General features: G+C 73.1%; 14 protein-coding genes. 8 read left to right on the plus strand and 6 right to left on the minus strand.

The annotated features are described in order from the left end of the window. Window positions 1-33: 33 nt before the first annotated feature. The 5 genes from SJ20_RS03295 to SJ20_RS03315 all read right to left on the minus strand — a co-directional run bounded on the left by SJ20_RS03295 (window position 34) and on the right by SJ20_RS03315 (window position 4,657). Window positions 34-360 (minus strand): metal-sulfur cluster assembly factor, encoded by a 327-nt coding sequence (locus SJ20_RS03295; RefSeq protein ID WP_002855327.1) that lies wholly within the window; start codon window positions 358-360, stop codon window positions 34-36. A 1-nt stretch (window position 361) separates the two neighbouring features. Continuing rightward, the gene (gene sufC / locus SJ20_RS03300) at window positions 362-1,126 is read right to left on the minus strand and encodes a Fe-S cluster assembly ATPase SufC (protein WP_010078702.1); all 765 of its coding nucleotides are present in this window, start codon (window positions 1,124-1,126) and stop codon (window positions 362-364) included. Window positions 1,127-1,172: 46 nt separating this feature from the next. Continuing rightward, window positions 1,173-2,411, minus strand: coding sequence for a Fe-S cluster assembly protein SufD (gene sufD / locus SJ20_RS03305; RefSeq protein WP_044658938.1), 1,239 nt, complete (start codon window positions 2,409-2,411; stop codon window positions 1,173-1,175). 1 nt (window position 2,412) lies between these two features. Next, on the minus strand, window positions 2,413-3,885 hold the full coding sequence (gene sufB, locus SJ20_RS03310) for a Fe-S cluster assembly protein SufB (RefSeq protein WP_036315257.1): 1,473 nt from the start codon (window positions 3,883-3,885) through the stop codon (window positions 2,413-2,415). A 76-nt stretch (window positions 3,886-3,961) separates the two neighbouring features. Then, on the minus strand, window positions 3,962-4,657 hold the full coding sequence (locus tag SJ20_RS03315) for a metalloregulator ArsR/SmtB family transcription factor (protein WP_230297443.1): 696 nt from the start codon (window positions 4,655-4,657) through the stop codon (window positions 3,962-3,964). Window positions 4,658-4,797: 140 nt separating this feature from the next. Here SJ20_RS03315 and SJ20_RS03320 point away from each other — a divergent pair, with 140 nt between their 5' ends. Genes SJ20_RS03320 through SJ20_RS03330 form a run of 3 tightly spaced genes read left to right on the plus strand, consistent with a single transcriptional unit; the run spans window position 4,798 to window position 7,595 of the window. Beyond that, window positions 4,798-5,763 carry an ABC transporter ATP-binding protein gene (locus SJ20_RS03320; protein ID WP_235281248.1) on the plus strand — a complete coding sequence of 322 codons (966 nt, stop codon included), beginning with the start codon at window positions 4,798-4,800 and terminating at the stop codon, window positions 5,761-5,763. Next, window positions 5,760-6,536: an ABC transporter permease gene (locus tag SJ20_RS03325; protein WP_044658940.1), complete on the plus strand. Its 777-nt coding sequence runs from the start codon at window positions 5,760-5,762 to the stop codon at window positions 6,534-6,536. The genes SJ20_RS03320 and SJ20_RS03325 overlap by 4 nt, the downstream gene beginning before the upstream one ends. A 42-nt stretch (window positions 6,537-6,578) precedes the next feature. Continuing rightward, window positions 6,579-7,595: a heme A synthase gene (locus SJ20_RS03330; RefSeq protein ID WP_044658941.1), complete on the plus strand. Its 1,017-nt coding sequence runs from the start codon at window positions 6,579-6,581 to the stop codon at window positions 7,593-7,595. Window positions 7,596-7,682: 87 nt separating this feature from the next. On the opposite strand, the gene SJ20_RS03335 is transcribed toward SJ20_RS03330, so the two are convergent. After that, window positions 7,683-8,666: a heme o synthase gene (locus tag SJ20_RS03335; protein ID WP_044658942.1), complete on the minus strand. Its 984-nt coding sequence runs from the start codon at window positions 8,664-8,666 to the stop codon at window positions 7,683-7,685. 262 nt (window positions 8,667-8,928) lie between these two features. On the opposite strand from SJ20_RS03335, the gene tkt reads away from it, so the two are divergent. From tkt to SJ20_RS03360, 5 genes are read left to right on the plus strand one after another with little or no spacing between them, the layout of a single operon-like run. Further along, complete coding sequence (tkt, locus tag SJ20_RS03340; RefSeq protein ID WP_044658943.1) at window positions 8,929-11,103, plus strand: transketolase; 2,175 nt, start codon at window positions 8,929-8,931, stop codon at window positions 11,101-11,103. 60 nt (window positions 11,104-11,163) lie between these two features. Continuing rightward, window positions 11,164-12,282, plus strand: a complete 1,119-nt coding sequence (gene tal, locus SJ20_RS03345) for a transaldolase (RefSeq protein WP_044658944.1) — start codon at window positions 11,164-11,166, stop codon at window positions 12,280-12,282. Window positions 12,283-12,338: 56 nt separating this feature from the next. Next, window positions 12,339-13,940, plus strand: a complete 1,602-nt coding sequence (locus SJ20_RS03350; RefSeq protein WP_044658945.1) for a glucose-6-phosphate isomerase — start codon at window positions 12,339-12,341, stop codon at window positions 13,938-13,940. Next, the gene (zwf, locus tag SJ20_RS03355; RefSeq protein ID WP_044658946.1) at window positions 13,930-15,492 is read left to right on the plus strand and encodes a glucose-6-phosphate dehydrogenase; all 1,563 of its coding nucleotides are present in this window, start codon (window positions 13,930-13,932) and stop codon (window positions 15,490-15,492) included. The genes SJ20_RS03350 and zwf overlap by 11 nt, the downstream gene beginning before the upstream one ends. Beyond that, window positions 15,489-16,430 (plus strand): glucose-6-phosphate dehydrogenase assembly protein OpcA, encoded by a 942-nt coding sequence (locus SJ20_RS03360; RefSeq protein ID WP_044658947.1) that lies wholly within the window; start codon window positions 15,489-15,491, stop codon window positions 16,428-16,430. The genes zwf and SJ20_RS03360 overlap by 4 nt, the downstream gene beginning before the upstream one ends. Window positions 16,431-16,467 lie beyond the last annotated feature (37 nt).

Consider the following 16,467-nt stretch of genomic DNA (forward strand, 5'->3'; position numbering starts at 1 on the left):
AGGTGACGGGCCGCCGTCGTGGTCCGGGCCGGATCAGATGTTGAAGCCGAGGGCGCGCATCTGGTCGCGGCCGTCCTCGGTGATCCGCTCAGGGCCCCACGGGGGCATCCAGACCCAGTTCAGCCGCCACTCGTCCACCATGGTGCCGATCGCGCGGGAGACCTGGTCCTCGATCTCGTCCGTGAGCGGGCAGGCCGCGGTGGTCAGGGTCATGTCCACGAGCAGCGCGCCGTCGTCGGCGTAGTGCAGCCCGTAGAGCAGGCCCAGGTCCACGACGTTGACGCCCAGCTCCGGGTCGATCACGTCCTTGAGGGCCTCACGGATGTCCTCCGTGGGCGCCTGGTTCGTGGTCTCCGTCATCTCAGGCCCCCGCCGCGGCCTTCTCGAAGCGGGCGTAGCCCTCGGCCTCGAGCTGCTCGGCGAGCTCCGGGCCGCCGGACTCGGCCACGCGGCCGTCCACCAGCACGTGCACGTGGTCCGGCTTGATGTAGTTGAGGATCCGCGTGTAGTGGGTGATCAGCAGGGTGCCCATCTCGTTCTGCGCCTGGGCGCGGTTGACGCCCTCGGAGACGATGCGCAGCGCGTCGACGTCGAGGCCGGAGTCGGTCTCGTCGAGGATCGCGAACTTGGGCTTGAACAGCTCGAGCTGGAGGATCTCGGCGCGCTTCTTCTCGCCGCCGGAGAAGCCCTCGTTGACGTTGCGGTTCATGAACGCCGGGTCGATCTGCAGGGCCTCGAAGGCGCCCTTGACGTCCTTGGTCCAGGTGCGCAGCGAGGGGGCCTGGCCGTCGAGCGCGGTCTTGGCGGTGCGCAGGAAGTTGGTCATGGTGACGCCCGGGATCTCCACGGGGTACTGCATGGCCAGGAAGAGGCCGGCCTGCGCGCGCTCGTCGACGCTCATCTCCAGCACGTCCTCACCGTCGAGGGTGATGGAGCCGGAGGTGACCTCGTAGCGCGGGTGGCCGGCGATGGTCGAGGCCAGGGTGGACTTGCCGGAGCCGTTCGGGCCCATGATCGCGTGGGTCTCGCCCGTCTCGATGGTCAGGGAGAGGCCCTTCAGGATCTCCTTGGGGCCGTTCTCGGTCGCGATCTGCACGTGCAGGTCGGTGATCTGCAGGGTTGCCATGGTGGTTCTCCTCGGGTGGAAGGCGGTGGGGTCTGCGGGGCGTCGGTCAGAGCTGCGCGATGCGGAGCTCGTCCTCCATCACGGCGGTCAGCTCGTCCTCGACGTCGCCGACACCGATCTTCTGGATGATCTCGTTGAGGAAGCCGCGCACGATCAGGCGGCGGGCCTCGGTCTCGGGGATGCCGCGGGCCATCAGGTAGAACAGCTGGGTCTCGTCGAAGCGGCCGGTCGCGGACGCGTGGCCCGCACCCTCGATCACGCCGGTCTCGATCTCCAGGTTCGGCACCGAGTCCGCGCGTGCCCCGTCGGAGAGCAGCAGGTTCTGGTTCTTCTCGTACGTGTCCGTGCCCTCGGCCTCCTTGCGGATCAGCACGTCGCCCACCCACACGGTGCGCGCGTCCGTGCCCTGCAGGGCGCCCTTGTAGAGCACGTTCGAGACGCAGTCCGGCTGGTTGTGGTCCACGAACAGGCGGTTCTCGAGGTGCTGACCGGCGTCGGCGAAGTACAGGCCGTACATCTCGGCCTCGCCGCGCTCCGCGGCGAACCGCGCGGTCGGGGTCAGACGCACCACGCCGCCGCCGTAGGACACGGCCACGTGCTTGAAGTGCGCGTTCGTGGCGACCGAGGCCTGCTGGGCCGAGACGTGCACGGCATCGCCCTCCCAGGCCTGCAGTGCGACCACGTTCAGGCGGGCGTCGCGACGCACGTCGAACTCGATGTTCTGAGCCAGCACGGCGGTGCCGCGGTGGGCGATCACGACGTCGGCCTGCGCGTTCTCCTCCACGAGCACGGTCAGGTGCATCGCGGCCGGGTCGGCGGAGGAGCCGACGACGTCGATGCGCACCGGCTCGGCGACCTCGCCGGAGATCGTGACGACGGTGGCCTCGGAGACCGAGTTCCAGGCCGCGGCGGACACGCGGTCGTCCGGGGTCAGGACGGAGCCGACGCGGGCGTCGTCGCGGGCCACGGTCTCCACCGTGACGCCGGCCTGCTCGGCCACGGTCACGGCGGGCGCGGCACCGGTCAGGCGCGCGTCGTCGCCCTCGGGCAGGTGCAGCCCGCCCAGGCGCTTGAGCGGGGTGAAGCGCCAGTCCTCCTCGCGCCCCGTGAGCACGGGGAAGTCGGACAGCTCGAAGGAGCTGAGGCGATCGGCGCGCGAGCCCGCGGCGTTGCGCTCCCGGCCCCCGGCCCGGGCGGCCGGGTTCTGCGCGGCGGTGAGCTTCTCGCCCTCCTCGCCCATGCCCGGGATCATGGTCCGCTGGGTGTTCTCCACGGTGTCGGTCATGTCAGCCCACCGATCCTTCCATCTGCAGTTCGATCAGCTTGTTGAGCTCGAGCGCGTACTCCATGGGCAGCTCGCGGGCGATCGGCTCGATGAAGCCGCGCACGATCATGGCCATGGCCTCGTCCTCGGACATGCCACGGCTCATGAGGTAGAAGAGCTGCTCCTCGGACACCTTCGAGACGGTCGCCTCGTGGCCGAGGGTCACGTCGTCCTCGCGGATGTCGATGTACGGGTACGTGTCGGAGCGGGAGACCGTGTCGACGAGCAGGGCGTCGCACACCACCGAGTTGGCGGAGCCGTTCGCGCCCTCGGCGATCTGCACCAGGCCGCGGTAGGCGGCGCGGCCGCCGCTGCGGGCCACGGACTTGGACACGATCGAGGAGTTCGTGTGCGGGGCCATGTGCACCATCTTGGAGCCGGTGTCCTGGTGCTGGTCCTTGCCCGCGAACGCGACGGAGAGGGTCTCGCCGGTGGCGTGCTCGCCGGTCAGGTACACGGCCGGGTACTTCATGGTCACCTTGGAGCCGATGTTGCCGTCGATCCACTCCATGGTGCCGCCGGCCTCGACCACGGCGCGCTTGGTCACGAGGTTGTACACGTTCGTGGACCAGTTCTGGATGGTGGTGTAGCGCACGCGGGCGTTCTTCTTCACCACGATCTCGACGACGGCAGAGTGCAGCGAGTCGGACTGGTAGATCGGGGCGGTGCAGCCCTCGATGTAGTGCACGTACGAGTCCTCGTCCGCGATGATCAGCGTCCGCTCGAACTGGCCCATGTTCTCCGTGTTGATGCGGAAGTAGGCCTGCAGCGGGATCTCCACGTGCACGCCCTTGGGCACGTACACGAAGGAGCCGCCGGACCACACGGCCGTGTTCAGGGAGGCGAACTTGTTGTCGCCGACCGGGATCACGGTGCCGAAGTACTCCTCGAAGATCTCCGGGTGCTCCTTGAGCGCGGTGTCGGTGTCGAGGAACACGACGCCCTGCTCCTCCAGGTCCTCGCGGATCTGGTGGTAGACGACCTCGGACTCGTACTGGGCGGCGACGCCGGCCACGAGACGCTCGCGCTCGGCCTCGGGGATGCCCAGGCGCTCGTAGGTGTTGCGGATGTCCTCGGGCAGATCCTCCCAGGTCTTGGCCTGGCCCTCGGTGGAGCGCACGAAGTACTTGATGTTGTCGAAGTCGATGCCGGACAGGTCCGGGCCCCACGCCGGCATCGGCTTGCGCTCGAAGTACTTGAGGGCCTTCAGGCGCAGGTCGCGCATCCACTCCGGCTCGTCCTTCTTGCCGGAGATGTCGCGCACGACGTCCTCGTTCAGACCGCGGACGGCCTTCTCGCCGGCCGCGTCGGAGTCGGCCCAGCCGTACTGGTAGGCGCCGATGGCGTTGAGCTCGGGGTTCTTGTCGAGGATCTCCTGGATCACGCCGGGGTCGGCGGTCTCCGCGGAGTCCCGCTGGACGATCTGGTCGGTCATCTCAGCCTCTCTCACTAGTCACTGCGGTCGGGGTCGGTCGGGTGGTCGGCGGGAGCCGGGGCGTGGCCCGCGCGGCTCAGTCGCGGCCCAGCGGCACGTGTGTGGTGCACACGTGGGCGCCGGCGGCGAGGGTCGAGAGCCGGCGCACGTCCACCTCGAGCAGGCGGGCGAACAGCGCGGTCTCCTCTTCACAGAACTCCGGATGGCGCGCGGGAATTCCCTGGAACGGGCAGTGCCCCTGGCAGACCTGGTCCGCGCGGAGGGTGGGCGCCAGGCCCGCGCCGAAGTGGCGCAGCGTGCCGGCGTAGCCGGCCTCGTCGAGGACCCGCGCGAGGATCCGGGTGCGGTCCTGCAGCGCGGTCTCCCGGCCGTCGACGGCGGCCGTGAAGCGCTCCTCGATCTCGCGGAAGGCGTGGCGCGCGGTGCGGCGCACCTCCTCCTCCCCGCCGAGCTCCTCGAGGCGGGCCAGGGTGTCCAGGGCGACGGCGAGGTGGTCCTTGGGCAGGTGCTCCTGCGCGTGCGAGGTGACCACGTAGCGGCGGGAGGGCCGTCCCGCGCCGCGGGCCGCGGTGACCCGCTTGACCTCGACGAGCGAGTCCTCCTCGAGCGCGTCCAGATGGCGGCGCACGGCGGCCGCGGTCAGCTCCAGCTCGCGGCCGATCTCGGCCGCGCTCACGGGTCCACGCGTCAGGACCAGCTGCAGCACACGCTCGCGCGTGCCCTCGGCCGGGGCCGGAGCGGGGGGCGACGCAGACTGATCCGAATACACCACGCCATCATGACCTATTGATCTGGAACGGTTCAAGTGAGGCTCACCTGGCTTGATGACGCCCACGGCGGAACCCGCCGCAGGCCCGGGCACCCCCGGCCCCACGAGCCGGGGTCGCAGGGCCCGAGGACTAGACTGGCACAGTGCCCCGACCTCCCCTGACCCCGGATCCCGTGCCGCGCGACGAGCCCGTCCTGCGCCTGAGCGACGTCCACCGGAGCCTCGGCCGCGGCCGGTCCCGCACCCCCGTCCTGCGGGGCGTCGACCTCACTGCCCGTGCCGGCGCCGTCACGGTGCTGCTCGGCCCCAACGGGGCCGGCAAGTCCACCACCCTCGGCCTCTGCCACGGCATGGACCGGCCCGACGCCGGCACCGTGCGCGTGTTCGGCGCAGACCCGTGGCGGGCCTCCGCCGACCTGCGCGCCCGCATCGGCGTGATGTGGCAGGAGGGCGGCCTGCCGCCCGCGATCCCCGCCCGCCGCTTCGTCGGCCACGTGGCGTCCCTGTACCGCGACCCGCTGCCCGTCGAGCCGCTGCTGGAGCGCCTGCTGATCGCCGAGGTCGCCGGCCGCCCCCTGCGCCGCCTCTCCGGCGGCCAGCGCCAGCGCGTGGCGCTCGCGGCCGCCCTCGTCGGCCGGCCGGACATGCTGTTCCTCGACGAGCCCACCGCGGGCCTCGACCCGGAGACCCGGCCCGTCGTGCACGACGTCGTGCGGGAGCAGACCGACCGCGGCGCCGCCGTGCTGCTGACCACGCACCTGCTCGACGACGCCGAGCGGCTCGCGGACGACGTCGCCATCCTGCGCGCCGGCCGCGTGGTGCGCTCCGGCTCGCTGGCCGAGCTCACGCGCGTGGCCGAGGGCGACGTCGTCGACGTGGACTTCGGCGACGCCTCCCCCGACGCCGTCCGTGCCTGGGCCGACACCCTGCCCGCGCCGCTGCGCGCGGCCGGCCTCGGCGAGTCCGCCCGCCTGCGCGTGGCCGGCGTCCGCGGCCCGGACGACCTGGCCGTCCTCGCGGCGAGCTGGCGGGAGCACGCCCTGATGCCCACCCGATTCGAGCGCGCCGGACTGCGCCTCGAGCAGATCCTCCGGGAGACCGCCGCATGAGCACGCCCGTCGTCGACCACCGGACCCCGGCCGGCACCGGAGCCCACGCCGGCGCCGCCCCGCTGGCCGCCCGCGTCCTGCGTCAGGCCGGCTACGAGACCGGCACCGCGCTGCGCAACGGCGAGCAGCTGCTCGTCACCGTGGTGCTGCCCCTGCTCGCGCTCGTGGGCGTGCACGTCACCGGCCTGCTGGACACCCCCGGCCGCTCGGGCCTGGACGTGGCCGTGCCCGGCGTGCTCGCCCTGGCCGTGATCAGCTCCGCGTTCACGGCCACCGCGATCGCCACGGGCTTCGAGCGTCGCTACGACGTGCTCGCCGCCCTGGCCACCACCCCGCTGGGCACGCTCGGCCTCGTCGCCGGCAAGGCCCTGGCGGTGGTGGCCCTCCTGCTGGTGCAGGTGAGCGTGATCGGCGGCGTCGGCCTGGCGCTCGGCTGGCGTCCGGACCCCGAGGGGATCCTGCCGGCCCTCGTCGCCCTCGCGCTGGGGGCCGCCGCCTTCACGGCCCTCGGGCTGCTGCTCGCCGGCACGGCCCGGCCGGAGGCGACCCTCGCCGTCGCCAACCTGCTGTGGGTGCTGTTCGGCGCCGTCGGCGGCACGGTGTTCCCCGCGCGGGTGCCCGGCGTGGACCTGCTCCCCTCCGGCGCGCTGGGCACGGCCCTGCGGGCCGCCCTCCTGGACGGGGCCTGGTCGCCCGTCCCCCTGCTCGTGCTCACCCTGTGGGGCGCCGTGGCCGTCGCGGCCGCGCTCCGCTGGTTCCGCTGGCGGCCCTGAGCCGTTCCCCGTCCCCCTGCATCGAACGATCGGAAGGACACCGTGTCCACCACCACCCCCGCGGCCGGGACCGCCCCGGCCGGGCTCGCCGCCCGCCTGCCGCAGCGCCTCACGAAGGCCACCATGGCCCTCGCCGTGGCGTCCCTGGCGTCCGAGATCGGCATCATCGTCACCGGCGGCGCCGTGCGCCTCACCGGCTCCGGCCTGGGCTGCCCCACGTGGCCCAAGTGCTCACCCGAGTCCCTCACCAACACCCCGGAGATGGGCATCCACGGCTACATCGAATTCGGCAACCGGACGCTGACGTTCGTCCTGGTGGTCATCGCCGCCGCCATGTTCCTGTCCCTGTGGAACCTGCGCGGCACCCACCGGAGCCCCTTCTGGCTCTCCGTGGGCCTGCTGGCCGGCATCCCCGCGCAGGCCCTCGTGGGCGGCGTCGTGGTCCTGACGCATCTGAACCCGTGGTGGGTGGCCGGTCACTTCATCGTGTCCTCGATCATGGTCGCCGTGGCGACCCTGCTCGTGGTGCGCATCGCCGCCGAGCGCCGCGCCGGCCGGGCGGGCGTGCCCCTCGTGGACGGCGCCACCACCGTCCGGTCCCGTGCCGCCGCCTGGGCGGCGTTCGCGCTGACGTGGGCCGCCGTGTACCTGGGCACCGTGGTGACCGGCACGGGCCCGCACTCCGGCGACCCCGGCTCGCCGCGCCACGAGTTCGACCCGCTGCTGGTCACCCGGGTCCACGTGGTCCCGGTGTACCTGCTCCTGGCGGCCGCCCTCGTCCTGTTCTTCACGGTGCGCCGCGCGGCCGGCGCCTCCCGCCTGCAGCGCGCCGCCGTGCTGCGGCTCCTGCTCGCCCTCGTGTTCCAGGCCGTCGTGGGCTACACCCAGCACTTCACGGGCCTGCCGATCGGCGTGGTCCTGCTGCACATGCTCGGCTCTGCCCTGCTCGTGGCCGCCGCGACGGAGACCTGGGACCGGCAGGTCGCCCGCTACGTCACGGCCGGCCCGGGCGCCGCGGTCGAGGCCGCCGCGCCCGCGCGCACCGTCCTCGCGGGCTGACGCCCCGCGCACGCGAACGGCCCCGCACCGGCAGGTGCGGGGCCGTCGTCGTCTGCGTCCCGGGGAGCGCCCGGGGCGGACCAGCGCTCAGGCGCCGAAGTGCATCAGCGGCGCGCCCACGAACGGGTCCACGGCCAGGGCGATGAACAGCAGCGTCAGGTAGGTGATGGAGAGGTGGAAGACCTTCATGGCCTTGCGGTCCTCGAAGTCCTCGCGCTGGGCCTGCACCTGCAGCACGTGGGACTCCCAGATGAACCAGCCTCCGACGACGAAAGCGACCGCGGTGTAGACGATGCCGGCCCAGCCCATCGGCACGAGCAGGAGGGAGCACGCCACGGTGGCCCACGCGTAGAGCACGACCTGGTTGGAGACGTGGCGCGCGGAGGCGATGGCGCCGAGCATCGGCACGTCGGCCTGCTGGTAGTCGCGCTTGTACTTCATGGACAGCGGCCAGTAGTGCGGGGGCGTCCACAGGAAGACCACGAGGAACAGCACGATGGCCGGCCACTCGACGGTCCCGCGCACGGCCGCCCAGCCGATCAGCACGGGGAAGCAGCCGGCTATGCCGCCCCACACGATGTTCTGCTCCGTGCGGCGCTTGAGCACGAGCGAGTACACGACCACGTAGAAGAAGATGGCGGCCACGCCCAGGCCGGCCGCCAGCCAGTTGGCGCCGAACCCGAGGATCAGGATGGACACGACCGTCTGCACCCACGCGAACACGAGGGCCTCGCGGGGGGTGACCTCGCCGGTGACGAGCGGCCGGTTCTCGGTGCGCTTCATGACCCGGTCGATGTCGCGGTCGATGTAGCAGTTGAAGGTGCCGGAGGCGCCGGCGGCGAGCGCACCGCCGACGAGCGTGGCGATCATGGTGAGCACGTCCGGGAAGCCGCGCTGCGCGAATATCATGGTCGGCAGCGTGGTCACCAGCAGCAGCTCGATCACCCGGGGCTTCGTCAGCTCGACGTACGCCCGGACCTTGCGGCGCAGGGGCAGCGGGGACCGGTCGACGACGCCGGGCTCGGCGGCGGCGACGCGGGCGGCGGACGGCGACTCCAGGGAGGATGACATCTGCTTCTCACGGTGAGGGGACGGTGGGCGTGCCCGTCCCGGGGTTCGGATCGGCCACTCGGGCGGTCCGCCTGCGGGCAGGCCTTGACCCAGTCTACTCGTGTCAACGGCTGTTCGCCCGGGGGCGAACCATGTCATGGGGCGCCCGGTCGGGCCCGCCCCGCCGTCGCGCGGCTAGGCTGGGACGACGGCCCCGCGCCGCGACGCCCCGGCGTCGGCCGGGGCCGCACCCCGACGCTCCCGATCCGCCAGGAGAGAACCCGTGACCGACGCCGCGCAGCCGTCCACCCCCCCGACCCTGGACCGGGTGGCCCCGGCCCGCGGGTTCGTCTACTCGGAGCAGGACCGCCGGATGGTGGACACGCTCAAGGCGCTCTCGGCGGACGCCGTGGAGAAGGCCGGGCACGGCCACCCCGGCACCGCGATCTCGCTGGCCCCCGTGGCGTGGCAGCTGTACCAGAACGTCATGCACCTGGACCCCACGGACGACCGCTGGGAGGGCCGGGACCGCTTCATCCTCTCCGCGGGCCACGCCTCGCTCATCCAGTACCTGCAGCTGTTCGCCGCGGGCGCCGGGCTCGAGATCGAGGACATCCAGGCGCTGCGCACCGAGGGATCCAGGACCCCGGGCCATCCGGAGTACGGCCACACCCACGGCGTCGAGGTGACCACGGGTCCGCTGGGCCAGGGCCTGGCGATGGGCGTCGGCTTCGCGTACGGGCAGCGCCGCGTGCGCGGGCTGATGGACCCCGACGCCGCCCCCGGCACCTCCCCGTTCGACCACCACGTGTTCGTGCTCGCCTCCGACGGGGACATCCAGGAGGGCGTCGCCGCCGAGGCCTCCTCGCTGGCCGGGCACCAGGAGCTCGGGAACCTGGTGGTCGTCTACGACGCGAACCGCATCTCGATCGAGGACGACACGGACGTCGCGTTCACCGAGGACGTGGTGCGCCGCTACGAGGCCTACGGCTGGCACGTGCAGGAGGTCGACTGGACCAACGGCGCCCAGGGCCACGCCGTGACCGAGTACACGGAGGACGTGGAGGCCCTGTACGACGCCCTCGTGGCGGCCAAGGCCGAGACCGGCCGGCCCTCGCTGATCAAGCTGCGCACCGTGATCGGCTGGCCCTCCCCCACGAAGCAGAACACCGGCGGCATCCACGGCTCCAAGCTCGGCACGGACGAGGTCGCCGGCCTCAAGGAGGGCCTCGGGCTGGACCCGACCACGACCTTCGACGTGGACCCCGAGCTCCTGGCCGGCGCCCGGTCCATCACCGAGCGCTCGGCCGAGTACCGCCGCGGATGGGAGGCGGCGTTCCAGGCCTGGCGCGAGGCCCACCCGGAGAACGCGCGCCTGTACGACCGACTGGCCGGACGAGAGCTGCCCGTCGGCTTCGCGGACGCGTTCCCGTCCTGGGACGCGGACGAGAAGGGCATGGCCACGCGCGCGGCCTCCGGTGAGGTGCTCACGGCCCTCGCGCCGGTCATGCCCGAGCTCTGGGGCGGCTCGGCCGACCTCGCCGGGTCGAACAACACGACCATGAAGGGCGAGCCCTCCTTCATCCCGGCCCGCCGCTCCACGGCGACCTGGCAGGGCGACGAGCACGGCCGCACCCTGCACTTCGGCATCCGCGAGTTCGCGGCCGGGGCGATCGTCAACGGCATCACGATCGGCGGCCTGACCCGTGCCTACATGGGCACGTTCCTGACGTTCTCCGACTACATGCGCCCCGCCGTCCGCCTGGCCGCCCTCATGGGCACCCCGAGCACGTACGTGTGGACGCACGACTCCATCGGCCTCGGCGAGGACGGCCCCACGCACCAGCCGGTGGAGCACCTGGCCGCACTGCGGGCCATCCCCGGGCTCGACGTCGTCCGCCCAGCCGACGCGAACGAGACCGCGTGGGCGTGGCGGACGGTGCTCGAGCACCGGGACCGCCCGGCCGGACTCATCCTGTCCCGGCAGAACCTGCCCGTGCTCCCCCGGGGCACGGACGGCTTCGCCCCCGCCTCGGGCGTGGCACGCGGCGCCTACGTCCTCGTCGACGCCACGGATGCCGACGGCGCGCCGACGCCGGCCCGCGCGCTGCTGATCGCGACCGGCTCAGAGGTCTCCGTGGCCGTGCGGGCCCGCGAGCTGCTGCAGGCCGACGGCGTCCCGACCCGCGTCGTCTCCGCCCCGTGCCTCGAGTGGTTCGCCGAGCAGGACGCGGCCTACCGGGCCGAGGTCCTGCCCGACGGCCCCGACGCCCCGGTCCGCGTCTCCGTCGAGGCCGGCGTCGCGATGCCGTGGTTCGAGCACACGGTGACGGCCTCCTCCCCGGGCGCCCGCGTGAGCCTCGAGCACTACGGCGAGTCGGCCGACGGCACCCGCCTGATGGAGAAGTACGGATTCACCGGTGAGCACGTCGCCGAGGTGACCCGCGGCCTCCTCTGAGGCCCGGCGCCCCCGACGCCCCGAGCACGTCCACCCCCGAAGGGAAGGCACCCGCAGACCATGAGCACCCCGCAGAACCCGAACACCGCCGCGCTGGCCCAGGCCGGTGTGTCGATCTGGCTCGACGACCTCTCCCGCACGCGGCTGGACGAGGGCACGCTCGAGAAGCTGATCGCCACCCGCTCGGTCACCGGCGTCACCACGAACCCGTCCATCTTCGCCGTCGCCCTCGCGGACGCGGGCGCCTACCAGGGCCAGCTGCGCGACCTCGCCGCGGCCGGCGCCTCGGTGGACGAGGCCGTCGTCGCCCTGACGACCGAGGACGTGCGCCGCGCCGCCGACGTGCTCGCACCCGTCCACGAGCGCACCGGCGGGGCGGACGGGTTCGTCTCCCTCGAGGTCGATCCGCGCCTGGCCCGCGACGCCGCCGGCACCGTGGCCCAGGCCCGCGAGCTGGCGGCGGCAATCGACCGGCCCAACCTCATGGTGAAGATCCCCGCGACCGTGGAGGGCCTGTCCGCCATCGCGGACGTGCTCGGCGCGGGCATCAGCGTGAACGTGACCCTGATCTTCTCCCTGCCCCGCTACCGCCGGGTGCTCAACGCCTGGCTCACCGGCCTGGAGAAGGCCCGGGCGAACGGGCACGACGTCCGCCGCCTCCACTCGGTGGCCTCCTTCTTCGTCTCCCGTGTGGACACGGAGGTCGACGCGCGGCTGCGCGCGATCGGCACCCCCGAGGCCGAGGCGCTGACCGGCCGGGCCGCCGTCGCCAACGCGCGCCTGGCCTACCGAGCCTTCGAGCAGGCCCTGGACTCGGAGCGCTGGCGCCTGCTCGAGGCGGCCGGCGCCCCCGTGCAGCGGCCCCTGTGGGCCTCCACCGGCGTCAAGGACCCCGCCCTGCCGGACACGCTGTACGTCACCGAACTCGTGGCACCGCACACCGTGACCACCCTGCCGGAGAAGACCCTCGAGGCGGTCGCCGACCACGGGGTGATTGCGGCGGACACCGTCACGGGCGCCTACGCCGAGGCCGATGCCCTGCTCGACGCGGTCGGCGCGGCAGGCGTGTCCTACCAGGACGTCGTGGACGTGCTGGAGACTGAGGGCCTGGAGAAGTTCGAGGCCGCGTGGGACGAGCTGCTCGGCTCGGTCCGCTCCGGGCTCGACGCCCATCGCTGACCGCACCCGCCCCCCGACCCCGCCGCCCGCTCGCCACGCGCACGGAAGGACCCCCCATGAGCACCCTCGGCCTCACCGCCACCGGAGCCGCCCTCGAGGCGATCGACCGCCATCTGCCCGCCCTCCTCCAGGACCGCGTCGCCTCCCGCCTCGGGGCGCAGGACGCCGACCTGTGGGGGGCGCCGGCCCGCGACGAGGCCGCCAAGCGGCTCGGCTGGATCGACCTGTTCGAGGACTCCCGCGCCCTCGTCCCGCACATCGCCCAGCTGACCCGGGAGCTGCGCGCCGAGGGCGTGGACCGCGTGGTCCTGGCGGGCATGGGCGGCTCGTCCCTGGCCCCCGAGGTGATCGCGGCGACGGCCGGCGTCGAGCTCGAGGTCCTGGACTCCACGGACCCGCTCCAGGTCTCCCGCGCCCTCGAGCGCGACCTCGAGCGAACCGTGCTGGTGGTCTCCTCCAAGTCCGGCTCCACCGTGGAGACCGACTCGCAGCGCCGCGTCGTCGAGGCCGCGTTCCGCGACGCCGGGATCGACCCCCGCACCCGCCTGGTCGCCGTCACGGACCCGGGCTCACCGCTGCACGCCGCGTGCGAGTCCGCCGGCTGGCGCGCCGTCTTCACCGCGGACCCGACCGTGGGCGGGCGTTTCTCGGCCCTCACCGCGTTCGGCCTGGTCCCCACCGGCCTGGCCGGCGTGGACGTCGCGGCCCTGCTGGACGACGCGGAGGCCGTGCTCGACCTGCTGATCGCCGACGACGAGGACAACCCGGGCCTGCAGCTCGGCGCGGCCCTGGGCGGCACCCGCCCGCTGCGCGACAAGCTCGTCTTCGCCGACCACGGGTCCGGCATCGCCGGACTGCCGGCCTGGATCGAGCAGCTGATCGCCGAGTCCACGGGCAAGCACGGCACCGGGCTGCTGCCCGTCGTCGTCGCCCCCGGCGACCCCGAGACCGCGTGGGACGCCCCCGACCTGCTGCAGGTACAGCTCGTCGGCGAGGACGACGTCGCGGCCCCGGGCCACGGCGTGCAGGTCGCCGGCTCGCTCGGCGCCCAGCTGCTGCTGTGGGAGGTGGCCACCGCGGTGGCCGGTCGCCTGCTCGGGATCAACCCCTTCGACCAGCCGGACGTGGAGGCCGCCAAGGCCGCCGCGCGCACCCTGCTGGACAGCCCTGCCGCCGAGCGGACGGCCGACGGTGAGGTGGAGGGCGTCGAGGTCTCCGGCCCGGCGTCCGTGACCTCTGCCCCGGACCTGGCCGGCGTGCTGCGCGCCACGGCGGCGCTGGTGCCCGAGGACGGCTACCTGGCGGTCCACGCCTACCTCTCCCGTCACGACGACGCCGAGCTCGAGGAGCTGCGCGCGGACCTGGCAGAGCTGGTCGGCCGCCCGGTCACGTTCGGCTGGGGTCCGCGGTTCCTGCACTCCACCGGACAGTTCCACAAGGGCGGCCCGGCCGTCGGCGTGTTCCTCCAGATCACGGGCGACGCCGGCCTGGACCTCGAGGTGCCCGGACGCCCGTTCTCCCTGGGCAGGCTCATCGCCGCGCAGGCCGCGGGCGACGCCCGGGTGCTGGGCGATCTCGGCCGCCCCGTGGTCACCCTGCACCTGCGCCGCCGCGACGCGGGCATCGAGGCCCTGAGGAACGCCGTCCGTGGCCGGTGAGTCCCGGACCGTCCCCCGCAACCCGCTGCGCGACCCCCGTGACCGGCGCCTGACCCGCATCGCGGGTCCGTCGGCCCTCGTGCTGTTCGGCGTGACGGGCGACCTGGCGAAGAAGAAGCTCCTGCCGGCCATGTACGACCTGGCCCAGCGCGGCCTGCTGCCGCCGGCGTTCTCCCTCGTCGGCTTCGGCCGCCGCGACTGGTCCGACGAGGAGTTCGCCGACTACGTGCGCGCCGCCGTGGAGGCCTCCTCCCGAACCACCTTCGACGAGACCGTGTGGGACCAGTTCCGGGGCGGCCTGCGCTTCGTCTCCGGCGCGTTCGACGACGAGGCGGCCTATGTCCGTCTCGACGAGGTGCTCGCCGAGCTCGAGACCTCACGCGGCACGCGCGGGAACACGGCGTTCTACCTCTCCATCCCGCCGGACTGGTTCGAGGCCGTCTCCCACCACCTGGCCGACCAGGGCCTGGCCGACCGGTCCCAGCCGGCCGACGGCCCGTGGCGCCGCGTGGTCATCGAGAAGCCCTTCGGCCACGACCTGGCCAGCGCGCAGGAGCTCAACGCCGTGATCGAGCGCGTCTTCCCCTCGGACGCCGTGTTCCGCATCGACCACTACCTCGGCAAGGAGACGGTGCAGAACATCCTCGCGTTCCGGTTCGCCAACCGGATGTTCGAGCCGCTCTGGAACGCGGAGCACGTGGACCACGTCCAGATCACGATGGCCGAGGACATCGGCATCGGCGGACGGGCGAGCTACTACGACGGCGTGGGCGCGGCCCGCGACGTCATTCAGAACCACCTCCTGCAGCTGCTCGCGTTCACGGCGATGGAGGAGCCGATCTCGTTCGACGCGGACCACCTGCGCGCGGAGAAGGAGAAGGTCCTCGAAGCCGTGACCGTCCCGGACACGCCCGAGGGACTCGCGGGGGCCTCCGCCCGCGGCCAGTACACCTCCGGCTGGCAGGGCGGCGAGCAGGTCACGGGCTTCCTCGACGAGGAGGGCTTCAACCCGGCGTCCGTCACGGAGACGTACGCCGCGCTCAAGGTGGGCATCCGCACGCGCCGTTGGCAGGGCGTCCCGTTCTACCTGCGGGCCGGCAAGCGCCTCGGCCGGCGGGTGACGGAGATCGCCGTCGTCTTCAAGAAGCCCCCGCACCTGCTGTTCCCCGTCCACGACGGGGACGAGTTCGGGCAGAACGTCATCGTCATCCGGGTGCAGCCGGACGAGGGCGTCACCATCCGCTTCGCGTCCAAGGTGCCCGGCACGCAGACCGAAATCCGCGACGTCACGATGGACTTCGGCTACGGCCACGCCTTCACCGAGGACTCCCCCGAGGCGTACGAACGGCTCATCCTCGACGTACTCCTCGGGGAGCCGCCGCTGTTCCCGCGTCAGGCCGAGGTGGAGCTGTCCTGGCGGATCGTGGACCCGTTCGAGGAGCACTGGGCGAGCCTGGGCACCCAGCCCGAGCCCTACGCCCCGGGCACGTGGGGCCCGCCCTCGGCCGACGCCCTCATGGCCCGCGACGGACGAAGCTGGAGGCGCCCGTGAAGATCCGCATGCAGGACACCACCACCTCCCAGGTGGCCAAGCGCATCACGCAGCTGCGCGAGAAGAGCGGGGTCGTGACCCTCGGCCGCGTCCTCACGCTCGTGATCAGCACGGACGACGCCGGCATCGAGTCCGCCGTCCAGGCCGCCAACGCGGCCTCGTTGGAGCACCCGTGCCGCATCATCGTCCTGGCCCTGGGCGACCCTGCGGCACCCACCCGCCTGGACGCCGAGATCCGGGTCGGCGGCGACGCCGGCGCCTCCGACGTCGTGGTGCTGTGGTGCGCCGGGGAGAACGCCCACGCCGATGAGTCGCTCGTCTCCGGGCTGCTCCTGCCCGATGCGCCCATCGTCGCGTGGTGGCCCGGGGTGCCGCCCGAGGTCCCCTCGGCGACGGCGCTCGGTCGCCTGGCCCACCGCCGGATCACGGACACGGCATCGGCGTCCGCGGCCGAGCCCGCCCTGTGGGCTCTGCGCGCGGGCCACCATGAGGGCGACACCGACCTGGCCTGGACGCGCCTGACGCTGTGGCGGATCCAGGTGGCCGGGATCTTCGACACGCTCGACGTGGCCACCCTGCGCTCGGTGACGGTGGACGGGGCGCCGGACTCCCCCAGCACCATGCTGCTCGCGGCGTGGCTCACCCTGACCCTGAAGGTGCCCGTGACGATCGCGCACTCGAAGGTCGGCCACGGGATCCGTGCGGTGCGCCTGCGGTGCACGGACGGGGACGTGGTGCTCTCCCGCTCGCAGTCGCAGGTGGCCCGGCTCTATCAGCAGGGCCGGCCGGTGCAGCGCATCTCCCTGCCACGCCGGACGATCCAGGACTGCCTGGCCGAGGAGCTGCGCCGCCTGGACCCGGACGAGGTCTTCGGCGCCGTGCTCCACCAGGGCCTGCCGCGCACGGACCTCTCCCCCGTGCAGGCCTCCGAACGCTGAGGGGCCCCCGGCGCCCCACCGGTCCGGGACGCGCGAA

Source organism: Micrococcus sp. MS-ASIII-49 (assembly GCF_000946635.1).
Classification (GTDB): domain Bacteria; phylum Actinomycetota; class Actinomycetes; order Actinomycetales; family Micrococcaceae; genus Micrococcus; species Micrococcus luteus.